The sequence below is a fragment of the Pseudomonas sp. MWU12-3088 genome (assembly GCF_023242405.1).
GTDB lineage: Bacteria > Pseudomonadota > Gammaproteobacteria > Pseudomonadales > Pseudomonadaceae > Aquipseudomonas > Aquipseudomonas kribbensis.
In genome coordinates this window covers 220381-237247 of record NZ_JALJEA010000005.1, presented here as the reverse complement: position 1 = coordinate 237247, position 16867 = coordinate 220381, and the positions used below count along the sequence as shown (strand labels likewise).

At 62.3% G+C, this 16867-nt stretch carries 15 protein-coding genes; 11 read left to right on the top strand and 4 right to left on the bottom strand.

Features of this window, described 5'->3' with window-relative positions:
* The first annotated feature begins 85 nt into the window (after positions 1-85).
* The 9 genes from M5B98_RS14855 (at position 86) to M5B98_RS14815 (ending at position 9466) form a co-directional block, all read left to right on the top strand.
* A complete protein-coding gene (locus M5B98_RS14855) occupies positions 86-703 on the top strand; it encodes an NUDIX domain-containing protein (protein WP_134825273.1) in 618 nt (205 codons plus the stop codon).
* A complete protein-coding gene (locus tag M5B98_RS14850; protein WP_085711136.1) occupies positions 694-1146 on the top strand; it encodes a DUF1249 domain-containing protein in 453 nt (150 codons plus the stop codon). The genes M5B98_RS14855 and M5B98_RS14850 overlap by 10 nt, the downstream gene beginning before the upstream one ends.
* Before the next feature lie 116 nt (positions 1147-1262).
* Positions 1263-2078: a 3',5'-cyclic-AMP phosphodiesterase gene (cpdA, locus tag M5B98_RS14845; protein ID WP_248743090.1), complete on the top strand. Its 816-nt coding sequence runs from the start codon at positions 1263-1265 to the stop codon at positions 2076-2078.
* Positions 2079-2174: 96 nt separating this feature from the next.
* Positions 2175-2783, top strand: coding sequence for a YqiA/YcfP family alpha/beta fold hydrolase (locus M5B98_RS14840; RefSeq protein WP_085711138.1), 609 nt, complete (start codon positions 2175-2177; stop codon positions 2781-2783).
* 51 nt (positions 2784-2834) lie between these two features.
* Positions 2835-4742: a DNA topoisomerase IV subunit B gene (gene parE / locus M5B98_RS14835; RefSeq protein WP_114881197.1), complete on the top strand. Its 1908-nt coding sequence runs from the start codon at positions 2835-2837 to the stop codon at positions 4740-4742.
* Positions 4742-5731: an esterase-like activity of phytase family protein gene (locus M5B98_RS14830; protein WP_114881198.1), complete on the top strand. Its 990-nt coding sequence runs from the start codon at positions 4742-4744 to the stop codon at positions 5729-5731. Before parE ends, M5B98_RS14830 begins: the two co-directional genes overlap by 1 nt.
* Positions 5728-6252 carry a TIGR02281 family clan AA aspartic protease gene (locus M5B98_RS14825; RefSeq protein WP_114881199.1) on the top strand — a complete coding sequence of 175 codons (525 nt, stop codon included), beginning with the start codon at positions 5728-5730 and terminating at the stop codon, positions 6250-6252. The genes M5B98_RS14830 and M5B98_RS14825 overlap by 4 nt, the downstream gene beginning before the upstream one ends.
* Before the next feature lie 7 nt (positions 6253-6259).
* Positions 6260-8524, top strand: coding sequence for a DNA topoisomerase IV subunit A (parC, locus tag M5B98_RS14820; protein ID WP_085732649.1), 2265 nt, complete (start codon positions 6260-6262; stop codon positions 8522-8524).
* 231 nt (positions 8525-8755) lie between these two features.
* The gene (locus tag M5B98_RS14815; RefSeq protein WP_085711143.1) at positions 8756-9466 is read left to right on the top strand and encodes a membrane integrity-associated transporter subunit PqiC; all 711 of its coding nucleotides are present in this window, start codon (positions 8756-8758) and stop codon (positions 9464-9466) included.
* A gap of 360 nt (positions 9467-9826) precedes the next feature.
* On the opposite strand, the gene M5B98_RS14810 is transcribed toward M5B98_RS14815, so the two are convergent.
* Positions 9827-11338, bottom strand: a complete 1512-nt coding sequence (locus M5B98_RS14810) for an AhpA/YtjB family protein (protein ID WP_248743089.1) — start codon at positions 11336-11338, stop codon at positions 9827-9829.
* A gap of 134 nt (positions 11339-11472) precedes the next feature.
* Between M5B98_RS14810 and serB the strand changes: the two genes are divergently transcribed.
* Positions 11473-12687, top strand: a complete 1215-nt coding sequence (gene serB, locus M5B98_RS14805; RefSeq protein WP_248743088.1) for a phosphoserine phosphatase SerB — start codon at positions 11473-11475, stop codon at positions 12685-12687.
* A 40-nt stretch (positions 12688-12727) separates the two neighbouring features.
* On the opposite strand, the gene M5B98_RS14800 is transcribed toward serB, so the two are convergent.
* Positions 12728-14482 carry a molecular chaperone gene (locus M5B98_RS14800; protein WP_248743087.1) on the bottom strand — a complete coding sequence of 585 codons (1755 nt, stop codon included), beginning with the start codon at positions 14480-14482 and terminating at the stop codon, positions 12728-12730.
* Between the two features lie 221 nt (positions 14483-14703).
* On the opposite strand from M5B98_RS14800, the gene M5B98_RS14795 reads away from it, so the two are divergent.
* Positions 14704-15105 (top strand): lectin OAA, encoded by a 402-nt coding sequence (locus M5B98_RS14795; protein ID WP_085711146.1) that lies wholly within the window; start codon positions 14704-14706, stop codon positions 15103-15105.
* 60 nt (positions 15106-15165) lie between these two features.
* On the opposite strand, the gene asd is transcribed toward M5B98_RS14795, so the two are convergent.
* Both asd and rhdA read right to left on the bottom strand, forming a co-directional pair.
* A complete protein-coding gene (asd, locus tag M5B98_RS14790) occupies positions 15166-16026 on the bottom strand; it encodes an archaetidylserine decarboxylase (RefSeq protein WP_065258758.1) in 861 nt (286 codons plus the stop codon).
* 18 nt (positions 16027-16044) lie between these two features.
* Positions 16045-16860 carry a thiosulfate sulfurtransferase gene (gene rhdA / locus M5B98_RS14785; RefSeq protein ID WP_248743086.1) on the bottom strand — a complete coding sequence of 272 codons (816 nt, stop codon included), beginning with the start codon at positions 16858-16860 and terminating at the stop codon, positions 16045-16047.
* Positions 16861-16867: the final 7 nt, after the last annotated feature.

Sequence of the window (16867 nt, the reverse complement as noted above, 5' to 3'; positions counted from 1 at the left end):
GGGCGCGTTAGGATGGCGCGAAGTCGAGGTTGCCCGTCACAAAAAACGCAGCCTCGTATTGGAATTGCAGTAAACGAGGATGCCCATGACCGATCTTGCCAAAGCCACTCCCGCCGCCATCGATATCGTGCGGCGCGAACAATGCTACAAGGGCTTCTACAAGCTCGACCGTGTGCATTTGCGTCACGAACTGTTCGCCGGCGGCATGAGCCGCGAGATCAATCGTGAAGTGTTCGTGCGACACGACGCCGTGTGCCTGCTGCCCTACGATCCGCAGCGCGATGAAGTGGTGCTGATCGAACAGTTTCGCGTCGGCGCCATGGGCAAGACCGCCAACCCGTGGCTGGTTGAACTGGTCGCCGGTCTGATCGACAAGGAAGAAGTGCCGGAAGAAGTTGCTCGCCGCGAAGCGCAGGAGGAAGCTGGACTCGACATCAAGGCGTTGTGGCCGATGATGCAATATTTCCCGTCGCCGGGGGGCAGCAACGAGTTCGTGCATCTGTTTCTGGGGCGTTGCAGCACCGAAGGTGTCGGCGGCCTGCACGGGCTGGAGGAAGAAGCAGAAGATATCCGCGTCACGGTCTGGGCATTCGAAGATGCGCTGCAGGCCGTACGCGACGGCCGGATTGCCAATGCGGCGAGCATCATCGCCTTGCAGTGGCTGGCGCTCAATCGCGCCGAAGTGAGGGGGTTATGGTCGTAAACAAACTGCGCGATCGTTATCGTGTCGACCTCGTGGGCCTGCAAGCCGCCTGCGAGGCCAACTACGCGCGCCTGATGCGACTGTTGCCGGACATGCGCCGCGAACCTGAAGCGCGGCGCATCGCCGTGACCCAGGGCGACCAGATGCTCGGCGTGCTGGCCATCGAAGTGTTGCAGACCTGCCCGTACACCACGACCCTGCAAGTGCGTCAGGAACACAGCCTGCCGTGGCTGCCGGTGCCGCAGCTGGAGGTGCAGGTCTATCACGACGCGCGCATGGCCGAAGTCATCAGCGCCGAACATGCGCGGCGCTTTCGCGGCGTCTATCCTTACCCCAATGCGGCCATGCATCAGCCGGACGAAAAGGCCCAGCTCAATCTGTTCCTCGGAGAATGGCTGAGCCATTGCCTGGCCTGCGGTCACGAGTACGCCGCCGTTCGATAGTTTCTATTACAGCGGCAAGTTGTGAACTGTGTCCGGTTCGGCGGTTTCTTCCCGGGGCCTTCCCCCAGCATAATTGCGAACCTTTCCGACCCGGCGTCCAGCCCTGGGAGAACGCCTTGCCGAGCGTATCGACTCTGACCACTGCCGATGCGGCGTTGCTGGTGCAACTGTCCGACAGTCATCTGTTCGCCGAGGCGGACGGCGCGCTGCTAGGCATGAAAACTCGTGAGAGCCTGCAAAAGGTCATCGAGCTGGTGCTCGAACAACAGCCGCAAATCGACCTGATGATTGCCACGGGCGACCTTTCCCAGGACGGCACGCTGGAGTCCTACCAGCAGTTTCGTCAGCTGACGGCGCAGATCGATGCACCCGCGCGCTGGATCCCCGGCAACCACGACGAACCACAGATCATGCAAATGGCCGCTGTGCAAAGTGCGCTGCTGGAGCCGGTGGTGGATATCGGCAACTGGCGCGTGACCCTGCTCGATTCGGCGGTGCCGGGTTCGGTGCCTGGGTATTTGCAGGATGACCAGTTGCAACTGCTCGCCCGTGCCCTGAGCGAAGCGCCGGAGCGGCATCATCTGGTGTGCTTCCATCATCACCCGGTGTCGATCGATTGTGCCTGGATGGAGCCGATCGGCTTGCGCAATCCCGATGCCTTTTTCGAAGTGCTCGACCGTTTCCCGCAGGCCCGGGCCGTGTTGTGGGGACATGTGCATCAAGAGATCGACCGCGAACGCAATGGCGTACGGCTGATCGCCTCACCGTCGACCTGCATTCAGTTCGAGCCGCGCAGTGTCGACTTCAAGGTCGGCGAGCAGGCGCCGGGCTATCGCTGGCTGCGATTGCTGCCGGACGGGCGGATCGAGACGGGTGTGGAGCGTGTCACCGATTTCCGGTTCACGGTGGATTACGGCTCCAACGGTTACTGATTCAGGGGCGCAGCGCTGATTTCCTCGGGTGCTGGCCCAACGACCCTCGACTCCCTGTAAACTCCGCTTTCTTTAGCCGACACCCAGGGAGCTCAAATGTCCGGTTCGATCCTCTATATCCACGGTTTCAACAGTGCGCCGGCCTCGAAGAAGGCCTGTCAGCTGGTCGAGGTGATGGAGCGTCTGGGTTTGAGCGATCAACTGCGTGTCCCGGCGCTGCATCACCACCCGCGCGAGGCCATCGGTCAGCTGGAGCAGGCAATTGCCGAGCTGGGCCGGCCGTTGCTGGTGGGAAGCTCGCTCGGCGGCTACTATGCGACTCATCTGGCCGAACGTCATGGCCTCAAAGCCCTGCTGGTCAACCCGGCCGTCAGTCCGCACCGGATGTTCGACGGATACCTGGGGACGCAAAAAAACCTGTACACCGACGAAACCTGGGAATTGACCCACGACCACGTGACGGCCCTGGCCGAACTGGAAGTGCCGGCACCGCAGGATTCGCAGCGTTATCAGGTGTGGTTGCAGACCGGGGACGAAACCCTGGACTATCGCCACGCCCAGCAGTATTACCGGGCCTGTGCCTTGCGTATCCAGGCCGGCGGCGACCACAGTTTCCAGGGGTTTGCCGGGCAATTGCCGGCGTTGCTGAGTTTTGCCGGCATTGGCGCCGATTTGTTTCAGGCAATCGATTTCACCGCGCTGTGAGCGGTTGCCCCCTTAATTTTCTTATTCACCGAACACTGACGACGAGACCTTATGGCCACTCCCAGCGCTAGCTCCTATAACGCCGACGCCATCGAAGTCCTCTCGGGCCTCGACCCGGTGCGCAAACGCCCCGGCATGTACACCGACACCAGTCGGCCGAACCACCTCGCCCAGGAAGTCATCGACAACAGCGTCGACGAAGCCCTGGCCGGCCACGCCAAATCGATCCAGGTCATCCTCCACGCCGACCACTCGCTGGAAGTCTGCGACGACGGCCGCGGCATGCCGGTCGACATTCACCCGGAAGAAGGTGTGTCGGGCGTTGAGCTGATCCTCACCAAGCTCCATGCGGGCGGCAAGTTTTCCAACAAGAACTACCAGTTCTCCGGCGGTCTGCACGGGGTGGGTATTTCCGTGGTCAACGCCTTGTCGACCCAGGTGCGGGTACGGGTCAAGCGTGACGGCAACGAATACGAGATGACCTTCGCCGACGGCTTCAAGGCCACCGATCTGCAAGTGATCGGCACCGTCGGCAAGCGCAATACCGGGACCAGCGTGTTCTTTGCGCCGGACCCGAAATACTTCGATTCGCCGAAATTCTCCATCAGTCGCCTCAAGCACGTGCTCAAGGCCAAGGCCGTTTTGTGCCCGGGGTTGCTGATCAGCTTCGAAGACAAAGGCACCGGCGAAAAGGTCGAGTGGCATTACGAAGATGGCTTGCGCTCCTATCTGGTAGACGCGGTCAGCGAATTCGAGCGCCTGCCGGATGCGCCGTTCTGCGGCAACCTGGCCGGGACCAAGGAAGCGGTCGAGTGGGCGCTGCTGTGGCTGCCGGAAGGCGGCACCTCGGTCACCGAAAGCTACGTCAACCTGATCCCGACGGAGCAGGGCGGCACTCACGTCAATGGTCTGCGTCAGGGCCTGCTCGACGCGATGCGCGAATTCTGCGAATTCCGCAGCCTGTTGCCGCGCGGCGTGAAGCTGGCGCCGGAAGATGTCTGGGAACGCATCGCCTTCGTGCTGTCGATGAAGATGCAGGAGCCGCAATTCTCCGGCCAGACCAAAGAGCGTCTGTCGTCCCGTGAAGCGGCGGCGTTCGTCTCCGGTGTGGTCAAGGACGCGTTCAGCCTGTGGCTCAACGCCAACCCGGAAACCGGTCTGGCGCTGGCGGAACTGGCGATCAGCAACGCCGGCCGTCGTCTGAAAGCCAGCAAGAAAGTCGAGCGCAAGCGCATCACCCAAGGGCCGGCACTCCCGGGCAAGCTGGCCGATTGCGCCGGGCAGGACCCGATGCGTTCCGAGCTGTTCCTGGTGGAAGGTGATTCCGCCGGCGGTTCGGCCAAGCAGGCGCGGGATAAAGAGTTCCAGGCGATCCTGCCGTTGCGCGGCAAGATCCTCAACACCTGGGAAGTCGACGGCAGCGAAGTGCTGGCCAGCCAGGAAGTGCACAACATCGCGGTAGCCATCGGTGTCGATCCAGGCGCCGAGGACATGAGCCAGCTGCGCTACGGCAAGATCTGCATTCTCGCCGACGCCGACTCCGACGGTCTGCACATTGCCACCTTGCTCTGCGCCTTGTTCGTTCAGCATTTCCGCCCGCTGGTGGATGCCGGTCACGTCTACGTGGCGATGCCGCCGCTGTATCGCATCGACCTGGGCAAAGAGATCTACTACGCCCTCGACGAAGCCGAGCGCGACGGGATTCTCGACCGTCTGGTGGCCGAAAAGAAACGTGGCAAACCGCAGGTCACCCGATTCAAGGGCCTGGGTGAAATGAACCCGCCGCAGCTGCGTGAAACCACCATGGACCCTAACACCCGCCGCCTGGTGCAACTGACCCTCGGCGAAGACTTCGCCCAGACGTCGGAAATGATGGACATGCTGCTGGCGAAGAAACGCGCCGGCGACCGCAAGTCCTGGCTCGAATCCAAGGGCAACCTGGCCGAGGTCCTGGCCTGATGCGCTTTGGCTGGGCCCTGGCGGGTGCATTGCTGCTGGGCTCGATGACGGTGTCGGCCGAGCCCGTGCAGGAACTGCGCGTGCTCTCCGAACATCCGGTCGAAGGCATGCGCGGCGGCAACCTTTCGGGGCTGGCAATGTGCGGCAACGAGCTGTGGACGGTTTCGGACCGCGACGATGATCAGATCTATCGTCTCGATACCCGCGATCCGGTCTGGCAGGCCACGGCCGTGCGCATCGACCCGCCGCCGGTGCCCGACAGCGGCTTGCCGTGGGGCATCAAATCGCGGACCTGGGCGGCATCGTTCGTCCGGGGCGGCGATCTGGATTTCGAAGGGATCACCTGCGACAGCGCCGGCAATCGCTACATTGTCAGCGAAGGCCACGCCGCCGTTTTGCAAGTCCCGCCGCAGGGGCCGTCCTCGTGGCTGAAGATTTCGCCGATGATGGTCCGCGAGGCGCGGGCCAGCGGCATGCTGCTGCAATTCAATGCGATCTTCGAAGGCCTGGCGATCAACCCCGCAGGCGATCAGATGTGGCTGGCCGCCGAACGGCAAAACCGTGGCTTGTTGCTGATCAAGCGTCAGCAGACGGTGTGGGACTGTGACGGTCGCTGCGTATTGCTCAGCGAGGGCGGTATGGAAATGCAGCCGCCGCAGTTTCCAAAAGCCAGACCGGTCAACCGGGACTTTTCCGACCTGTCACTGTTCAACGGCAAGCTGTTCACCCTTGAGCGCAACGCCTACCAGATCTGCCGCCGCGATCCGCAGACGGCCAAGGTCGAGCGCTGCTGGTCGTATGCCGACGAACTGTTGCAGGGCAACCGTCGCTACGCCCAGAACTTCGGGCTCGAAGAGGCGTTGGTGATTGATGCTGACGGTGCCTGGATCGGCGTCGACAACAACTTCGGCCCACGCGCCGATGGCGAAGTCCGCCCGATCGTCTGGCGTTTCGCCGCACCCGAGGGTGGCTGGAGTGCCAAGCCTTGAGCCAGCAGCCACCGGGCAAACGCGCCGGTCGGGTACTGATGATTCTGGCCTGGTGCGCGGCGCTGTTTCTGGCCACGCGGTTTTTCGGCCAGTGGGAAGACCGCCAGCGCAATCCCAACGTGGTGGTCAGTTCGGAGCAGGTGGGCGGCGTGATCGAAGTGAAACTGGCGGGTAACGCCCAGGGACATTTCGTCGCCAGCGGACTGATCAACGGCCGGCCGGTGGAGTTCATGCTCGACACCGGCGCGACCGACGTGGCAATCCCGGCCGAGGTGGCGAAAGACCTGCGGCTGGAAGAAGGTTTCGGTGTGACCCTGAGCACGGCCAACGGCCTGAGCCAGGGCTATCGCACCCGTATCGACCGCCTGCAACTGGGCGACATCGTGCTGCGGGACGTCCGCGCACTGGTGGCGCCCGGCCTGCATGGCGATCAGGTGCTGCTTGGCATGAGCGCCCTGAACAAACTTGAATTTACCCAGCGCGGTGGCACCATGCTGCTGCGCCAGACAACGAACCGATGAGGCCCGCATGAGCGACTCCCTTGATCTCAGCCTGGACGGTGTAGAACGCCGGTCGCTGGCTGACTTCACCGAAAATGCCTACCTCAACTACTCCATGTACGTGATCATGGACCGTGCCCTGCCGCATATCGGCGACGGTCTGAAACCGGTACAGCGGCGTATCGTCTACGCCATGAGCGAGCTGGGGCTGGACGCCGATTCCAAGCACAAGAAGTCGGCGCGTACCGTCGGCGACGTGCTCGGCAAGTTCCACCCCCACGGCGACTCGGCGTGCTACGAAGCGATGGTGCTGATGGCCCAGCCGTTCAGCTATCGCTACACGCTGGTGGACGGCCAGGGTAACTGGGGTGCGCCGGACGATCCGAAATCCTTCGCCGCGATGCGTTACACCGAAGCGCGCCTGTCGCGTTATTCCGAAGTGCTGCTCAGCGAGCTGGGCCAGGGCACTGCGGACTGGGGCCCGAACTTCGACGGCACCCTGCAGGAACCACTGGTGTTGCCGGCACGTTTGCCGAACATTCTGCTCAACGGCACCACCGGTATCGCCGTGGGCATGGCCACCGACGTGCCGCCGCACAACCTGCGCGAAGTCGCCACCGCCTGCGTGCGCCTGCTCGATGAGCCAAAAGCCACGGTCGAACAGCTCTGCGAACACATTCAGGGCCCGGATTACCCGACCGAAGCGGAAATCATCACCCCGCGCGCCGACCTGCTGAAAATGTACGAAACCGGCAAGGGTTCGGTGCGCATGCGCGCCGTGTACCACGTCGAAGACGGCGACATCATCGTCACCGCTCTGCCGCACCAGGTTTCCGGGGCCAAGGTGCTGGAGCAGATCGCCGCGCTGATGCAGGCCAAACCGTCGAAAGCGCCGCAGATCGCCGACCTGCGTGACGAATCCGACCATGAAAACCCGTGCCGCATCGTGATCATCCCGGTCAACAGCCGCGTCGATCACGAAGCGCTGATGCAGCACCTGTTCGCCAGCACCGAGCTGGAGTCGACCTACCGGGTCAACGTCAACATCATCGGTCTGGACGGCAAGCCGCAGCTGAAAAACCTCCGGGCGCTGCTGGTGGAGTGGCTGGAATTCCGCGTGCTGACCGTGCGTCGCCGCCTGCAATTCCGTCTCGACAAGGTCGAGCGTCGCCTGCACCTGTTGGACGGTTTGCTGATCGCTTACCTCAACCTGGATGAAGTGATCCATATCATCCGCACCGAGGATCAGCCGAAGGCCAAACTGATCGAGCGCTTCGCCCTCAGCGAGATCCAGGCCGACTACATCCTCGACACCCGTCTGCGTCAGTTGGCGCGACTGGAAGAGATGAAGCTACGCGACGAGCAGGACGAACTGCTCAAGGAACAAGCCAAGCTGCAAGCGCTGCTGAGCAGCGAAGCGAAGCTGAAGAAGCTGGTTCGCAGCGAACTGCTCAAGGACGCCGAAACCTACGGCGATGACCGTCGCTCGCCAATCGTCGAACGCGCTGAAGCCAAGGCGCTGACCGAGCACGATCTGCTGCCGAACGAGAAAGTGACCGTCGTGCTGTCGGAAAAAGGCTGGATTCGTTCGGCCAAAGGCCATGAGATCGACGCCACCGGCCTGTCGTACAAGGCCGGCGACGGCTTCAAGACCTCGGCGGCGGGGCGTTCCAACCAGTCAGCCGTGGTCATCGACTCCACGGGCCGCAGTTACTCGGTGGCCGCCCACACCTTGCCTTCTGCACGGGGCCAGGGCGAGCCGCTGACCGGCCGTCTGACGCCGCCGCCCGGCGCCACGTTCGAATGCGTGCTGATGCCGGAGGACGACGCGCTGTACGTGATCGCCTCTGATGCCGGCTACGGTTTCGTGGTGAAAGGCGAAGACCTGCAAGCCAAGAACAAGGCCGGCAAGGCCCTGTTGAGCCTGCCGAACAACGCCAAGGTGATCGCGCCGCGTCCGGTGGCCGACCGCGAGCAGAACTGGCTGGCTTCGGTCACGACCGAGGGTCGCCTGCTGATCTTCAAAATCAGCGATCTGCCACAATTAGGGAAGGGCAAGGGCAACAAGATCATCGGTATCTCTGGTGAACGTGTGGCCAGTCGCGAAGAATATGTCACGGACATCGCCGTTCTGCCGGAGGGCGCCACCTTGGTGCTGCAGGCCGGAAAACGTACCCTGTCGCTGAAAGCCGACGACCTCGAACACTACAAGGGTGAGCGTGGTCGTCGTGGCAATAAACTGCCACGGGGCTTCCAGCGGGTGGACGCGCTGCTCGTCGAAAACCTCAATTAAGCGGCCAGGGGGCATTCGCACTGATTTCTCCGGCGGAGAAAATGAGTGAGAACGCCTCTCTAGAGCGTCCGATCTTCGATTTAACCCGTAGATCGGCGCTTTGGCGCTGGAGTCGGAACGCATATTCACGGATGATATGGCCTTTCCAAGCGCCGGCGTGGCCGAGCGTTCTTCATATTTTTTGAGTATTTTCACTGTGGTCAGCCTTGTGGCGGCCACCTGGACGGGATGATGACTTCTCTGCGCCCCCTTATTTTCCTGCTCGCCGGCGTTCTTGGCCTGGCGGGTTGCAGCGTCCACCAGCCGGTGTCGCTGTATCAGCTGGACAGCGGAAGTCCGGCTCAGCCTGCGCAAAGCGCGGGCATGGCAGTTTTGCTGGGCCCTGTGACCGTTGCCGATTACCTGCAACGTGAAACCCTGTTGCAGCGTCAGCCGGACGGCAGCCTGCAGGCTGCGGTCGATGGCCGCTGGGCCGGTAGCCTTTCGTCGGATATCGATCAATTGCTGCTGCGTCAGGTTGCCGGTCATCTGGACAGTCAACGTGTAGTGCTGGCACCGGCCACCACCGGGTTCACCCCGGATGTGCAGGTGCTGTTGACCATCACGCGTCTGGACTCCGGTGCCAAGCAACCGGCGATTCTCGACGCGCAGTGGCGTCTGATCGACCGTCGTGGCCAGGTGCGGGACAACCGCATCGTTCACCTGCAAGAACTGCACAGTGGTGGCACGGCTTCGCAGGTTCAGGCCCAGGGCATCCTGTTGCAGCGCCTGGCCGAGCAACTGTCGGTCGCGCTCAAGCCGCTGGCCAACCAGCCACCGGTTGCCGAAGCACCGCGCAAACCGGCACCAAAACCTGCTGCGCCGGCGGCGGAAGCCGAGAAGCAGCCGAAGATCCCGATGGCTTCGCCGATTCGTACCGATATGGAAGTGTTCCGCTTCTGAGGCTGGAACGAGCCAGGACAGAGCCCGCCTTGTGCGGGCTTTGTTGTTTCTGGACGTTGGTGGGTCCATGCTTTGGTGCCCGGCTGGAAAAAGCCCCTCACCCTAGCCCTCTCCCGGAGGGAGAGGGGACTGACCGGGGTGTCTGGCGTTATCCATCGACCTGAGAAATCGTGTCGATTACGGATTCACAGCCGAGCGTTCAGGTCGGTGTATCGCTCGAGTATCCCCCAATCGGTCCCCTCTCCCTCCGGGAGAGGGCTAGGGTGAGGGGGCTCCAAAGCCGGGCGAGATCACGAAACCACCACACACAAAAAAGCCCGCAGACAATCACTCATCTGCGGGCTTCTTCACATCAAGGCCTCAGGCCCGACGCTCATGCATCCGCGCCAGTTGCCGCTCGAGCATCGACGGATAAGGCTCCATCAAACGCTCAACACAGCACGCGCCTTCAGGGCTGGCAATCGGCCGGATCCGCGCACGCTGGCGAATCAGCGTGTCGTCACCGATCTTGCGCTCCACCAGCAGCAGGTTGCGGCTGTGTTGCGACAGCGCCAGGGCGTCCTGGGCGGAGTCGGTCAGCAGCAGGTCGATCTGGCTCAGGCCGAACAGCTCATCACCGAGAGTCAGGCCCAGCTGCAGTTGCAGAGTGATGCCGCTGTCGGCGACTTCGATCTGCAACTGGTGGCCCAACGCTCGCAGCAGTTCGCCGCAGCAGATGGCGTTGGTCAGGTAATCGTCGCCGCTGTCCTCGGTGTGGAACAGCATCAGCGTGCTGCCGTCGTTCAGGGTTTCGATTTCACCCTGATACAGCGAAGCGGCCTGTTCCAGGCAGTCGCGATAGCGCTCCTGCAACTCTTCCAGGCGTGCCCGTGGCAAACGGCGCAATTGCTCTTGCGAACCCAGTTGCACGGCAAGCACCGCGGTGTGTTGCGGCACGCTCGGAGTTGGCTGGCGAACGGCAGGTTGCGCAGGTTCGTTCAGCGACTCGTCACGCAGATCGGCAAACGGATCTTCGTCATCGTCATCTTCAACGGTGCTGACCACATGGCGTGGTGCAGGCTTCTGCGCGGCCATCGGGCGAGTTTCGTCAAAGCTCGGATCACGCAGGTTGCGCACTTCGAATTCCGGCTCGACGTCATCGTCCTCGAACTCGGGTTCCGGCTCAGGCTTGGGGGCAGGTTCCGGGGCAAAGTTGGCGTGCAGTTGACGTGCCAGATCACCGATCTCGTCCTGACGCTCGGTCCCCGGCGTGTATTCGTCGATCCGGCGCAGCCATACCCGCAGTTGCAGCAGCGGTGTGGAGATGTGCCGACCAAGACGCAAGCTCAGGGCCAGCGACAGGGCCAGCAGGATCGCACTCAGAATGCCCATGCTCTGCAGGCTGATGGTCATCGGCTGCTGGAACTGGTCCATGTCCAGGCTGATGCGCAGTTGCCCGGCAGTCACGTCCTGGAAGGTGATCTTGCTCTCGTACATGCCTTCGGCCTCGCCCAACAGGCTGTGCTTGGGCCGCTGACCGGACTCGGCGAGGATGCGGTTGTCCACGCTATAGATGGCGGCATGGGCCACCAGCTTGTTCTTGGTCAGGTTGTTGAGCAGCACGTTGAGGCTGAGGATGTCGTTGGACACCAGCAGCTCGGTCGCGGAAGTGGCGGTCTGCGTGGTCAGGCTTTCGCCCAGCGCATCGGCCTGTTCGTGCATGGCCTGCTTGAACTGCAAGCCCATCACGCAGGCATAGATCACCAGGGCCAGGGCGACCAGGATCACGTTATGGCTGGCAATGCGCAATGCAATCGGTACACGGCGGTGGCGCAGTGCACGGAAGATCAGCAGGAAGAAGTTATCGGTTTTAACTGGCGTGGGCCGGTTCACTGAGCTCGGCTCTTTTGTCCGTGAAGTTGACGCGCAGTATAGCGACAGGCCCTAGACCGGCAAAGCGCTGGCGGTGCCCGATGGTCACTGAAAGTGGGTAGAATGCGGTTTTTTTCCAGTTGCGGGGGTGCGCGTTGCGCGAAATCGTCCTGATTAACATCACGGGAGTCGACCGTCCGGGTCTGACTGCGGCCATTACCGGCGTTCTGGCCCAGGGTGGTGTGAATATCCTCGACATCGGTCAGGCGGTGATTCACGACATGCTGTCGTTCGGCATCCTCGTGGAAATCCCCGACTCCGAGCAAGGCAAGTCGGTGCTCAAGGACATCCTGTTCAAGGGCTATGAGCTCGACCAGCAGGTGCGTTTCACCCCGGTGTCCGAAGAGGATTACCAGCAATGGGTGGGCAATCAGGGCAAGAAGCGCCACATCGTTACCCTGCTGACCCGCAAGGTCACCGCCGGCCAGTTGCAGGCCGTGAGTTCGATCACCGCCAAATATGGCCTGAACATCGACCACATCGACCGTCTGTCGGGTCGCATGCCGCTGGACACTCCGGCCGACAAGGGCAAGGGCTGCATCGAGTTCTCCGTTCGTGGCGAAGCGGCCGATCCGCAGGCCCTGCGCGCCGAGTTCCTCAGCGTGGCCCAGGAACTGAACGTCGACATCGCCTTCCAGGAAGATTCGCTGTTCCGTCGCAACCGTCGCCTGGCGGTGTTCGACATGGACTCGACCCTGATCGAAGCCGAAGTCATCGACGAGCTGGCCAAGGCCGCCGGCGTCGGCGACCAGGTTTCGGAAATCACCGAGCGGGCGATGGCCGGCGAGCTGGATTTCCGCGCGAGCTTCAAGGAGCGTCTGGCGCTGCTCAAGGGCCTGGATGTCAGCGTGCTGGATTCGATCGGCGCTTCCCTGCGCCTGACCGAAGGCGCCGAAACCCTGTTCGCCGAACTCAAGCGCCTAGGCTACAAGACCGCGATCCTGTCCGGCGGCTTCACTTACTTCGCCAAGCAATTGCAGGCCAAGCTCGGCATTGACTATGTGTTCGCCAACGAGCTGGAAGTGGTCGACGGCAAGTGCACTGGCGTTGCGATCGGGCCGATCGTCGATGCCCAGCGCAAGGCCGATCTGCTGAAGCAACTGGCTGAAAAAGAAGGTTTGCGCCTGGAACAGACCATTGCCGTGGGCGACGGCGCAAACGATCTGCCGATGCTGGCGATTGCCGGTCTGGGCGTGGCGTTCCGCGCCAAGCCGCTGGTCAAACAGTCGGCGAAGCAGGCCATTTCCACCCTGGGGCTGGATGGCGTGCTGTACCTGCTGGGCTTCCGGGATCGCGACGGGCAGCTCTGAACCCTCGCTCAGGATCGCAGCCTTGGGCTGCGATCCTTGTTCAAAGGGATTTCCACAACGAGTCGAAATCCTCCTCGCTCCCGCCATTCTGTGCGGCTTCCAGCGAACGATAGGCAAACTGATTGAAACTGTGTGTGCTCGCCACCCGCCGATCCAGTCCGGCGCGGTGCTCTTCGCCCTGGGTGTTGATCAGCACTTTGTTGCCCTCCTGAAACGGCAGTCGCGGCGCCAATAGCGTTGCGGGCAAGTCGATGGCGCTGATTTCCGGCAACAGCAAACCTCGCAGGTAATGGCTGTGATCGTCCCGTGTGCGCACCAGCTGCAGGCCGCAGGGCTGGGCGTATGGCGCTACCAGTTCGATGCCCATTTGTGTCCCGGCGCCCCGCACCTGACGGATCCAGCGCACCACGGCAATGCTCCAGCCCTGATTCGTGGTGTCCTGGATGCCGACCATTTCCCCGGTCTGCAATTCGGCAGGCACTTCTTTTGGCCACGCCAGGCAGTAACCCCCGGGACTGTGATTGATGACCGGCAAGGCATACGTCGGGTAATGCGGCGGGCTGTCGGCGTCGCCTTCGTCGTCCGCCAGCGGTTCGTAGCGGATTTCTTCGTAGGGCAGGAATTCGTCAGTTTTGCTTTGCGGAGCGGCGTCGAAGGCCTGGATCCAGCTGTCCTTTTCGCCTTGGACCACTGCGCGGCTGAAGTTTGCGGCGCGTGAACCGGGATGTCTGAGCAATTCGCTGAATGTGCGTTCACCGCCGAGATAGAAGTGCAGAGCGCTCATGCCGACGCACACGGTCAGGTTGCCCTGGCCAACGGTGCGCTGAAAGCTGCGTTCGGCGGCCTCGCCCCAGGTGGCGTGCAGGTGTTGCAGGGTGTCGAGGGTCAGGCCGGCCGGCACCGGCAGCGGCGTCGACGTGTGCTGATGCAGCAGGTGAGCCTCGATGGCATTCACCAGCGGTTGCGGATCGAAGCCGAGCAGTCCCGGCTGTTGTTCGCTGCGAAATTTGCTGCGATAGCGCGGACCGGCGTCGATCTCCGCAGAAATCGCGAACAGCCCTTCGCCTGAGGTGCCGGGATGCAGTTTCAGCCAGACGCTCCAGGGTTCAAGCACCTGCGCGAGTTGGGCGATCGGGTTCTGGCGCAACTGATTGCAGCGGGCGCTGCCCAGCAGCAGAGCGGCGATATAGGTCTGTTCGACGCTCAATTCACCGGCGAGGCTGGCCAGATCGTCACGGACCCGACGGTGTTGCAACTGCAAGTCGCAGGCACAGCGAAACAACTGGTGCAGCTCAAACCACAGCTGCTCCGGCGCCGGGCTGTACAACTGCGTGGCGCGCACCAGTTGCCCTTTCAGTGCATGAACGGCGCGTTGCAGCGCCTCGCTCAGCAGGGCGGCCCGGTCTTTTGAGTATTTGGGGGCGATGCGCAGAACGATCTGTTTGTAGCCGATGGCCAGCTGGCTTTGCAGGGCCTGACAGAGGTTGCTGATCTTGCGCGAGCGCTCGTCGAGCATGATCGCCTGATGCAGAAAGTGTCGCTCAAGGTGCTGGCAGACGAAGTACACCTCGGGCCGCAACAGCTCCAGCAGATGCAGGCGATTGTCGCTGGGCGTCAGCAATTGATTGAGTTCGCCGAGGCCCTGATAGAGCTGACGTGCGGTTTCGCCGATGTTGGCCTTGGGCAGGCCGGCGATCCAGCGCTTGAGATCGCGCGGGGTCGCCTCACAGAAAGACAGGCGCAACTGCGTTGGCGTCGGTGCGCTCAGTTGCGGTTGGAATCGAGGCTCACTCATGCCGTGACCAGCTCCGGCGGCGAATAGGGCAATGCCAAAACTCTAGCAGTTGTGGTCCGTTTCGCAGGCGCTTGTCGGGCTTTTTTACCGTTGGTCTGCTGGCTTGGTGCCATTTCGGCAGGCGCTACTAGGCTCTCTGGCGTGCGATCGGAAACGCACGGTTGCATGGCTTGCCGCCAACGTCGGGCAGGTCTCTGAAAAACTTCAAGGAGATGAGGTTCATGTCTAAATACGCAGTGGCAAACCAATGGGGCGGTAGTTCGGCACCCTGGCATCCGGGTGGAACCTGGGTTCTGGGCGCGCGGGACAACCAGAAAGTCGTCGCCATCGACATCAAGTCCGGCGACGGCGGCAAAACCTTCAATGGCACCATGACCTACGCCGGCGAAGGCCCTATTGGCTTCAAGGCTCAGCGCACTGGCCAGAACCAGTACAACGTCGAGAACCAGTGGGGCGGCAACGATGCTCCATGGCATCCAGGTGGCAAATGGGTGATCGGCGGTCGGGATAACCAGAACGTTATCGCGTTGAATGTCACCTCGAGTGACGGCGGGAAAAACCTCAGCGGCACCAATACCTACGCCAACGAAGGGCCGATCGGCTTCCGTGGGCAGATAGAGTAACGGCGCCGTTCAGGTCGTGTCCGCCCCTTCGCAGACGTGCGCAGGGGCGGATCAGCAGGTTCAGGCGTTCGACAGTGCCAGGGCCTGACCCATCTGTACCGGCGAGCCGGCTTTCAGTTCTTCAACCCACTTCACCTGATCCGGCCCGAACAGCACGATCGCGGTCGAACCCAGCTTGAAACGACCCAGTTCCGCACCTTTTTCCAGATGAATCGGCGCGCGGGCGGCTTCGTCGTAGCGGAAGGTTTTCAGCTCGCGCTTCGGTGGCGTGACCAGACCGGCCCACACGGTTTCGATCGATGCCACGATCATCGCGCCCACCAGCACCACGGCCATCGGCCCGCGCTCGGTGTCGAAGATGCACGCTACACGTTCGTTGCGGGCGAACAGCTCAGGGACGTTTTCCGCGGTGGTCTGGTTGACCGAGAAGATCCGGCCCGGGATGTAGACCATTTCGCGCAGGGTGCCGGCCAGCGGCATGTGTACGCGGTGGTAATCCTTCGGCGACAGGTAAACGGTGGCGAACTCGCCGCCCATGAACGGCGCGGCATTGGCTGCATCGCCACCCAGCAGTTCCAGCACGCTGAAGCTGTGGCCCTTGGCCTGGAAGATGCGACCGTGCTCGATCGGGCCGAGCTGGCTGATCGCGCCGTCGGCCGGGCTGAGGATTGCGCCAGGCGTCTGATCCAGTGGACGTGCGCCGTCTTTCAGCGCGCGGGTGAAGAAGGCGTTGAAGTGCTCGTAAGCGGTCACGTCTTCAACCAGCGCCTGGGACATGTCCACCTGATAACGCTTGGCGAACCAGGTGGTGAAGGCATTCTTGAACCAGCGCACGCGGCACTCGGCGATGCAGCCGGCCAGACGCGACAGCAAGTGGTGAGGCAGCAGGTACTGGCTGATGATAAACAAACGCTCTTTCATGACTGTCCTTAAAAATCCTTAAAGCTCGACGGGGGTGTCGGGGTGGTTGCCCCATTCGCCCCAGGAACCGGCGTAGCCCTTGACCCGCGGATAACCGAGAGCCTTGGCCACCAGATAAGTGAAACCGGACCGGTGATGGGTCTGGCAGTGAGTGATGATTTCTTTGTCCTTGGTGATCCCGAGGTTTTCGAGGATCCGCGGCATGTCGGTACGGATGCGCAACTGGCGCGCCTGATCCATGCCAGCCGTCCATTCGAAATTGACTGCGCCGGGGATGTGTCCACCTTTGGCTGCCAGCACTTTCTCGCCGGAATATTCCAATGGACCGCGAGCATCCCAGATCGCCAGGTCGGCGGCACCGAGGCGGCTTTGCAGGTATTCACGAGTGGCGGTCGGTTCGTCGTGCAGGGTCAGGGCCACCGGGCCGCCGACCGCAGGAGGGACCTGGATCGACATCGGCGAACCTTCCGCCAGCCACGCCGGCAGGCCGCCGTCGAGATAGTGGTACTTGTCGTGACCGATCACGTCGAGCAACCAGATGAAGCGTCCGGCCCAACCGCCGCCTTCGTCGTCATAGACCACGTAGACCGCGTCCTTGTTGTGGCCCAGTTCACCGAACAGTTCCTCGAGTTTTTCTTTTGTCGGCAACAGGCCCGGAGCCGGTGCCTGGCCCAGCTGGGTGCGCTTCGGATCGACGAAGCGTGCGCCGGGAATATGACCCTCGGCATAGCGGGCGGCGCTGGTCAGATCCACCAGAATCAGGTTGCGGGCGTCGAGTCGCGGGAGCAGGTCGCTCGGCTCGATCACCAGCGCCAGGCCAGAGAAGTCAGACATGTGAGGT

Excerpts from the sequence above, each read along its gene's own strand:
- M5B98_RS14815 (WP_085711143.1), top strand. The coding sequence starts at position 8,756 with ATGACTTCTCTGCGCCCCCTTATTTTCCTGCTCGCCGGCGTTCTTGGC.
- M5B98_RS14855 (WP_134825273.1), top strand. The coding sequence starts at position 86 with ATGACCGATCTTGCCAAAGCCACTCCCGCCGCCATCGATATCGTGCGG.
- M5B98_RS14830 (WP_114881198.1), top strand. The coding sequence starts at position 4,742 with ATGCGCTTTGGCTGGGCCCTGGCGGGTGCATTGCTGCTGGGCTCGATG.
- parC (WP_085732649.1), top strand. The coding sequence starts at position 6,260 with ATGAGCGACTCCCTTGATCTCAGCCTGGACGGTGTAGAACGCCGGTCG.
- rhdA (WP_248743086.1), bottom strand. The coding sequence starts at position 16,860 with ATGTCTGACTTCTCTGGCCTGGCGCTGGTGATCGAGCCGAGCGACCTG.
- asd (WP_065258758.1), bottom strand. The coding sequence starts at position 16,026 with ATGAAAGAGCGTTTGTTTATCATCAGCCAGTACCTGCTGCCTCACCAC.
- M5B98_RS14840 (WP_085711138.1), top strand. The coding sequence starts at position 2,175 with ATGTCCGGTTCGATCCTCTATATCCACGGTTTCAACAGTGCGCCGGCC.
- M5B98_RS14850 (WP_085711136.1), top strand. The coding sequence starts at position 694 with ATGGTCGTAAACAAACTGCGCGATCGTTATCGTGTCGACCTCGTGGGC.
- parE (WP_114881197.1), top strand. The coding sequence starts at position 2,835 with ATGGCCACTCCCAGCGCTAGCTCCTATAACGCCGACGCCATCGAAGTC.
- M5B98_RS14795 (WP_085711146.1), top strand. The coding sequence starts at position 14,704 with ATGTCTAAATACGCAGTGGCAAACCAATGGGGCGGTAGTTCGGCACCC.
- M5B98_RS14800 (WP_248743087.1), bottom strand. The coding sequence starts at position 14,482 with ATGAGTGAGCCTCGATTCCAACCGCAACTGAGCGCACCGACGCCAACG.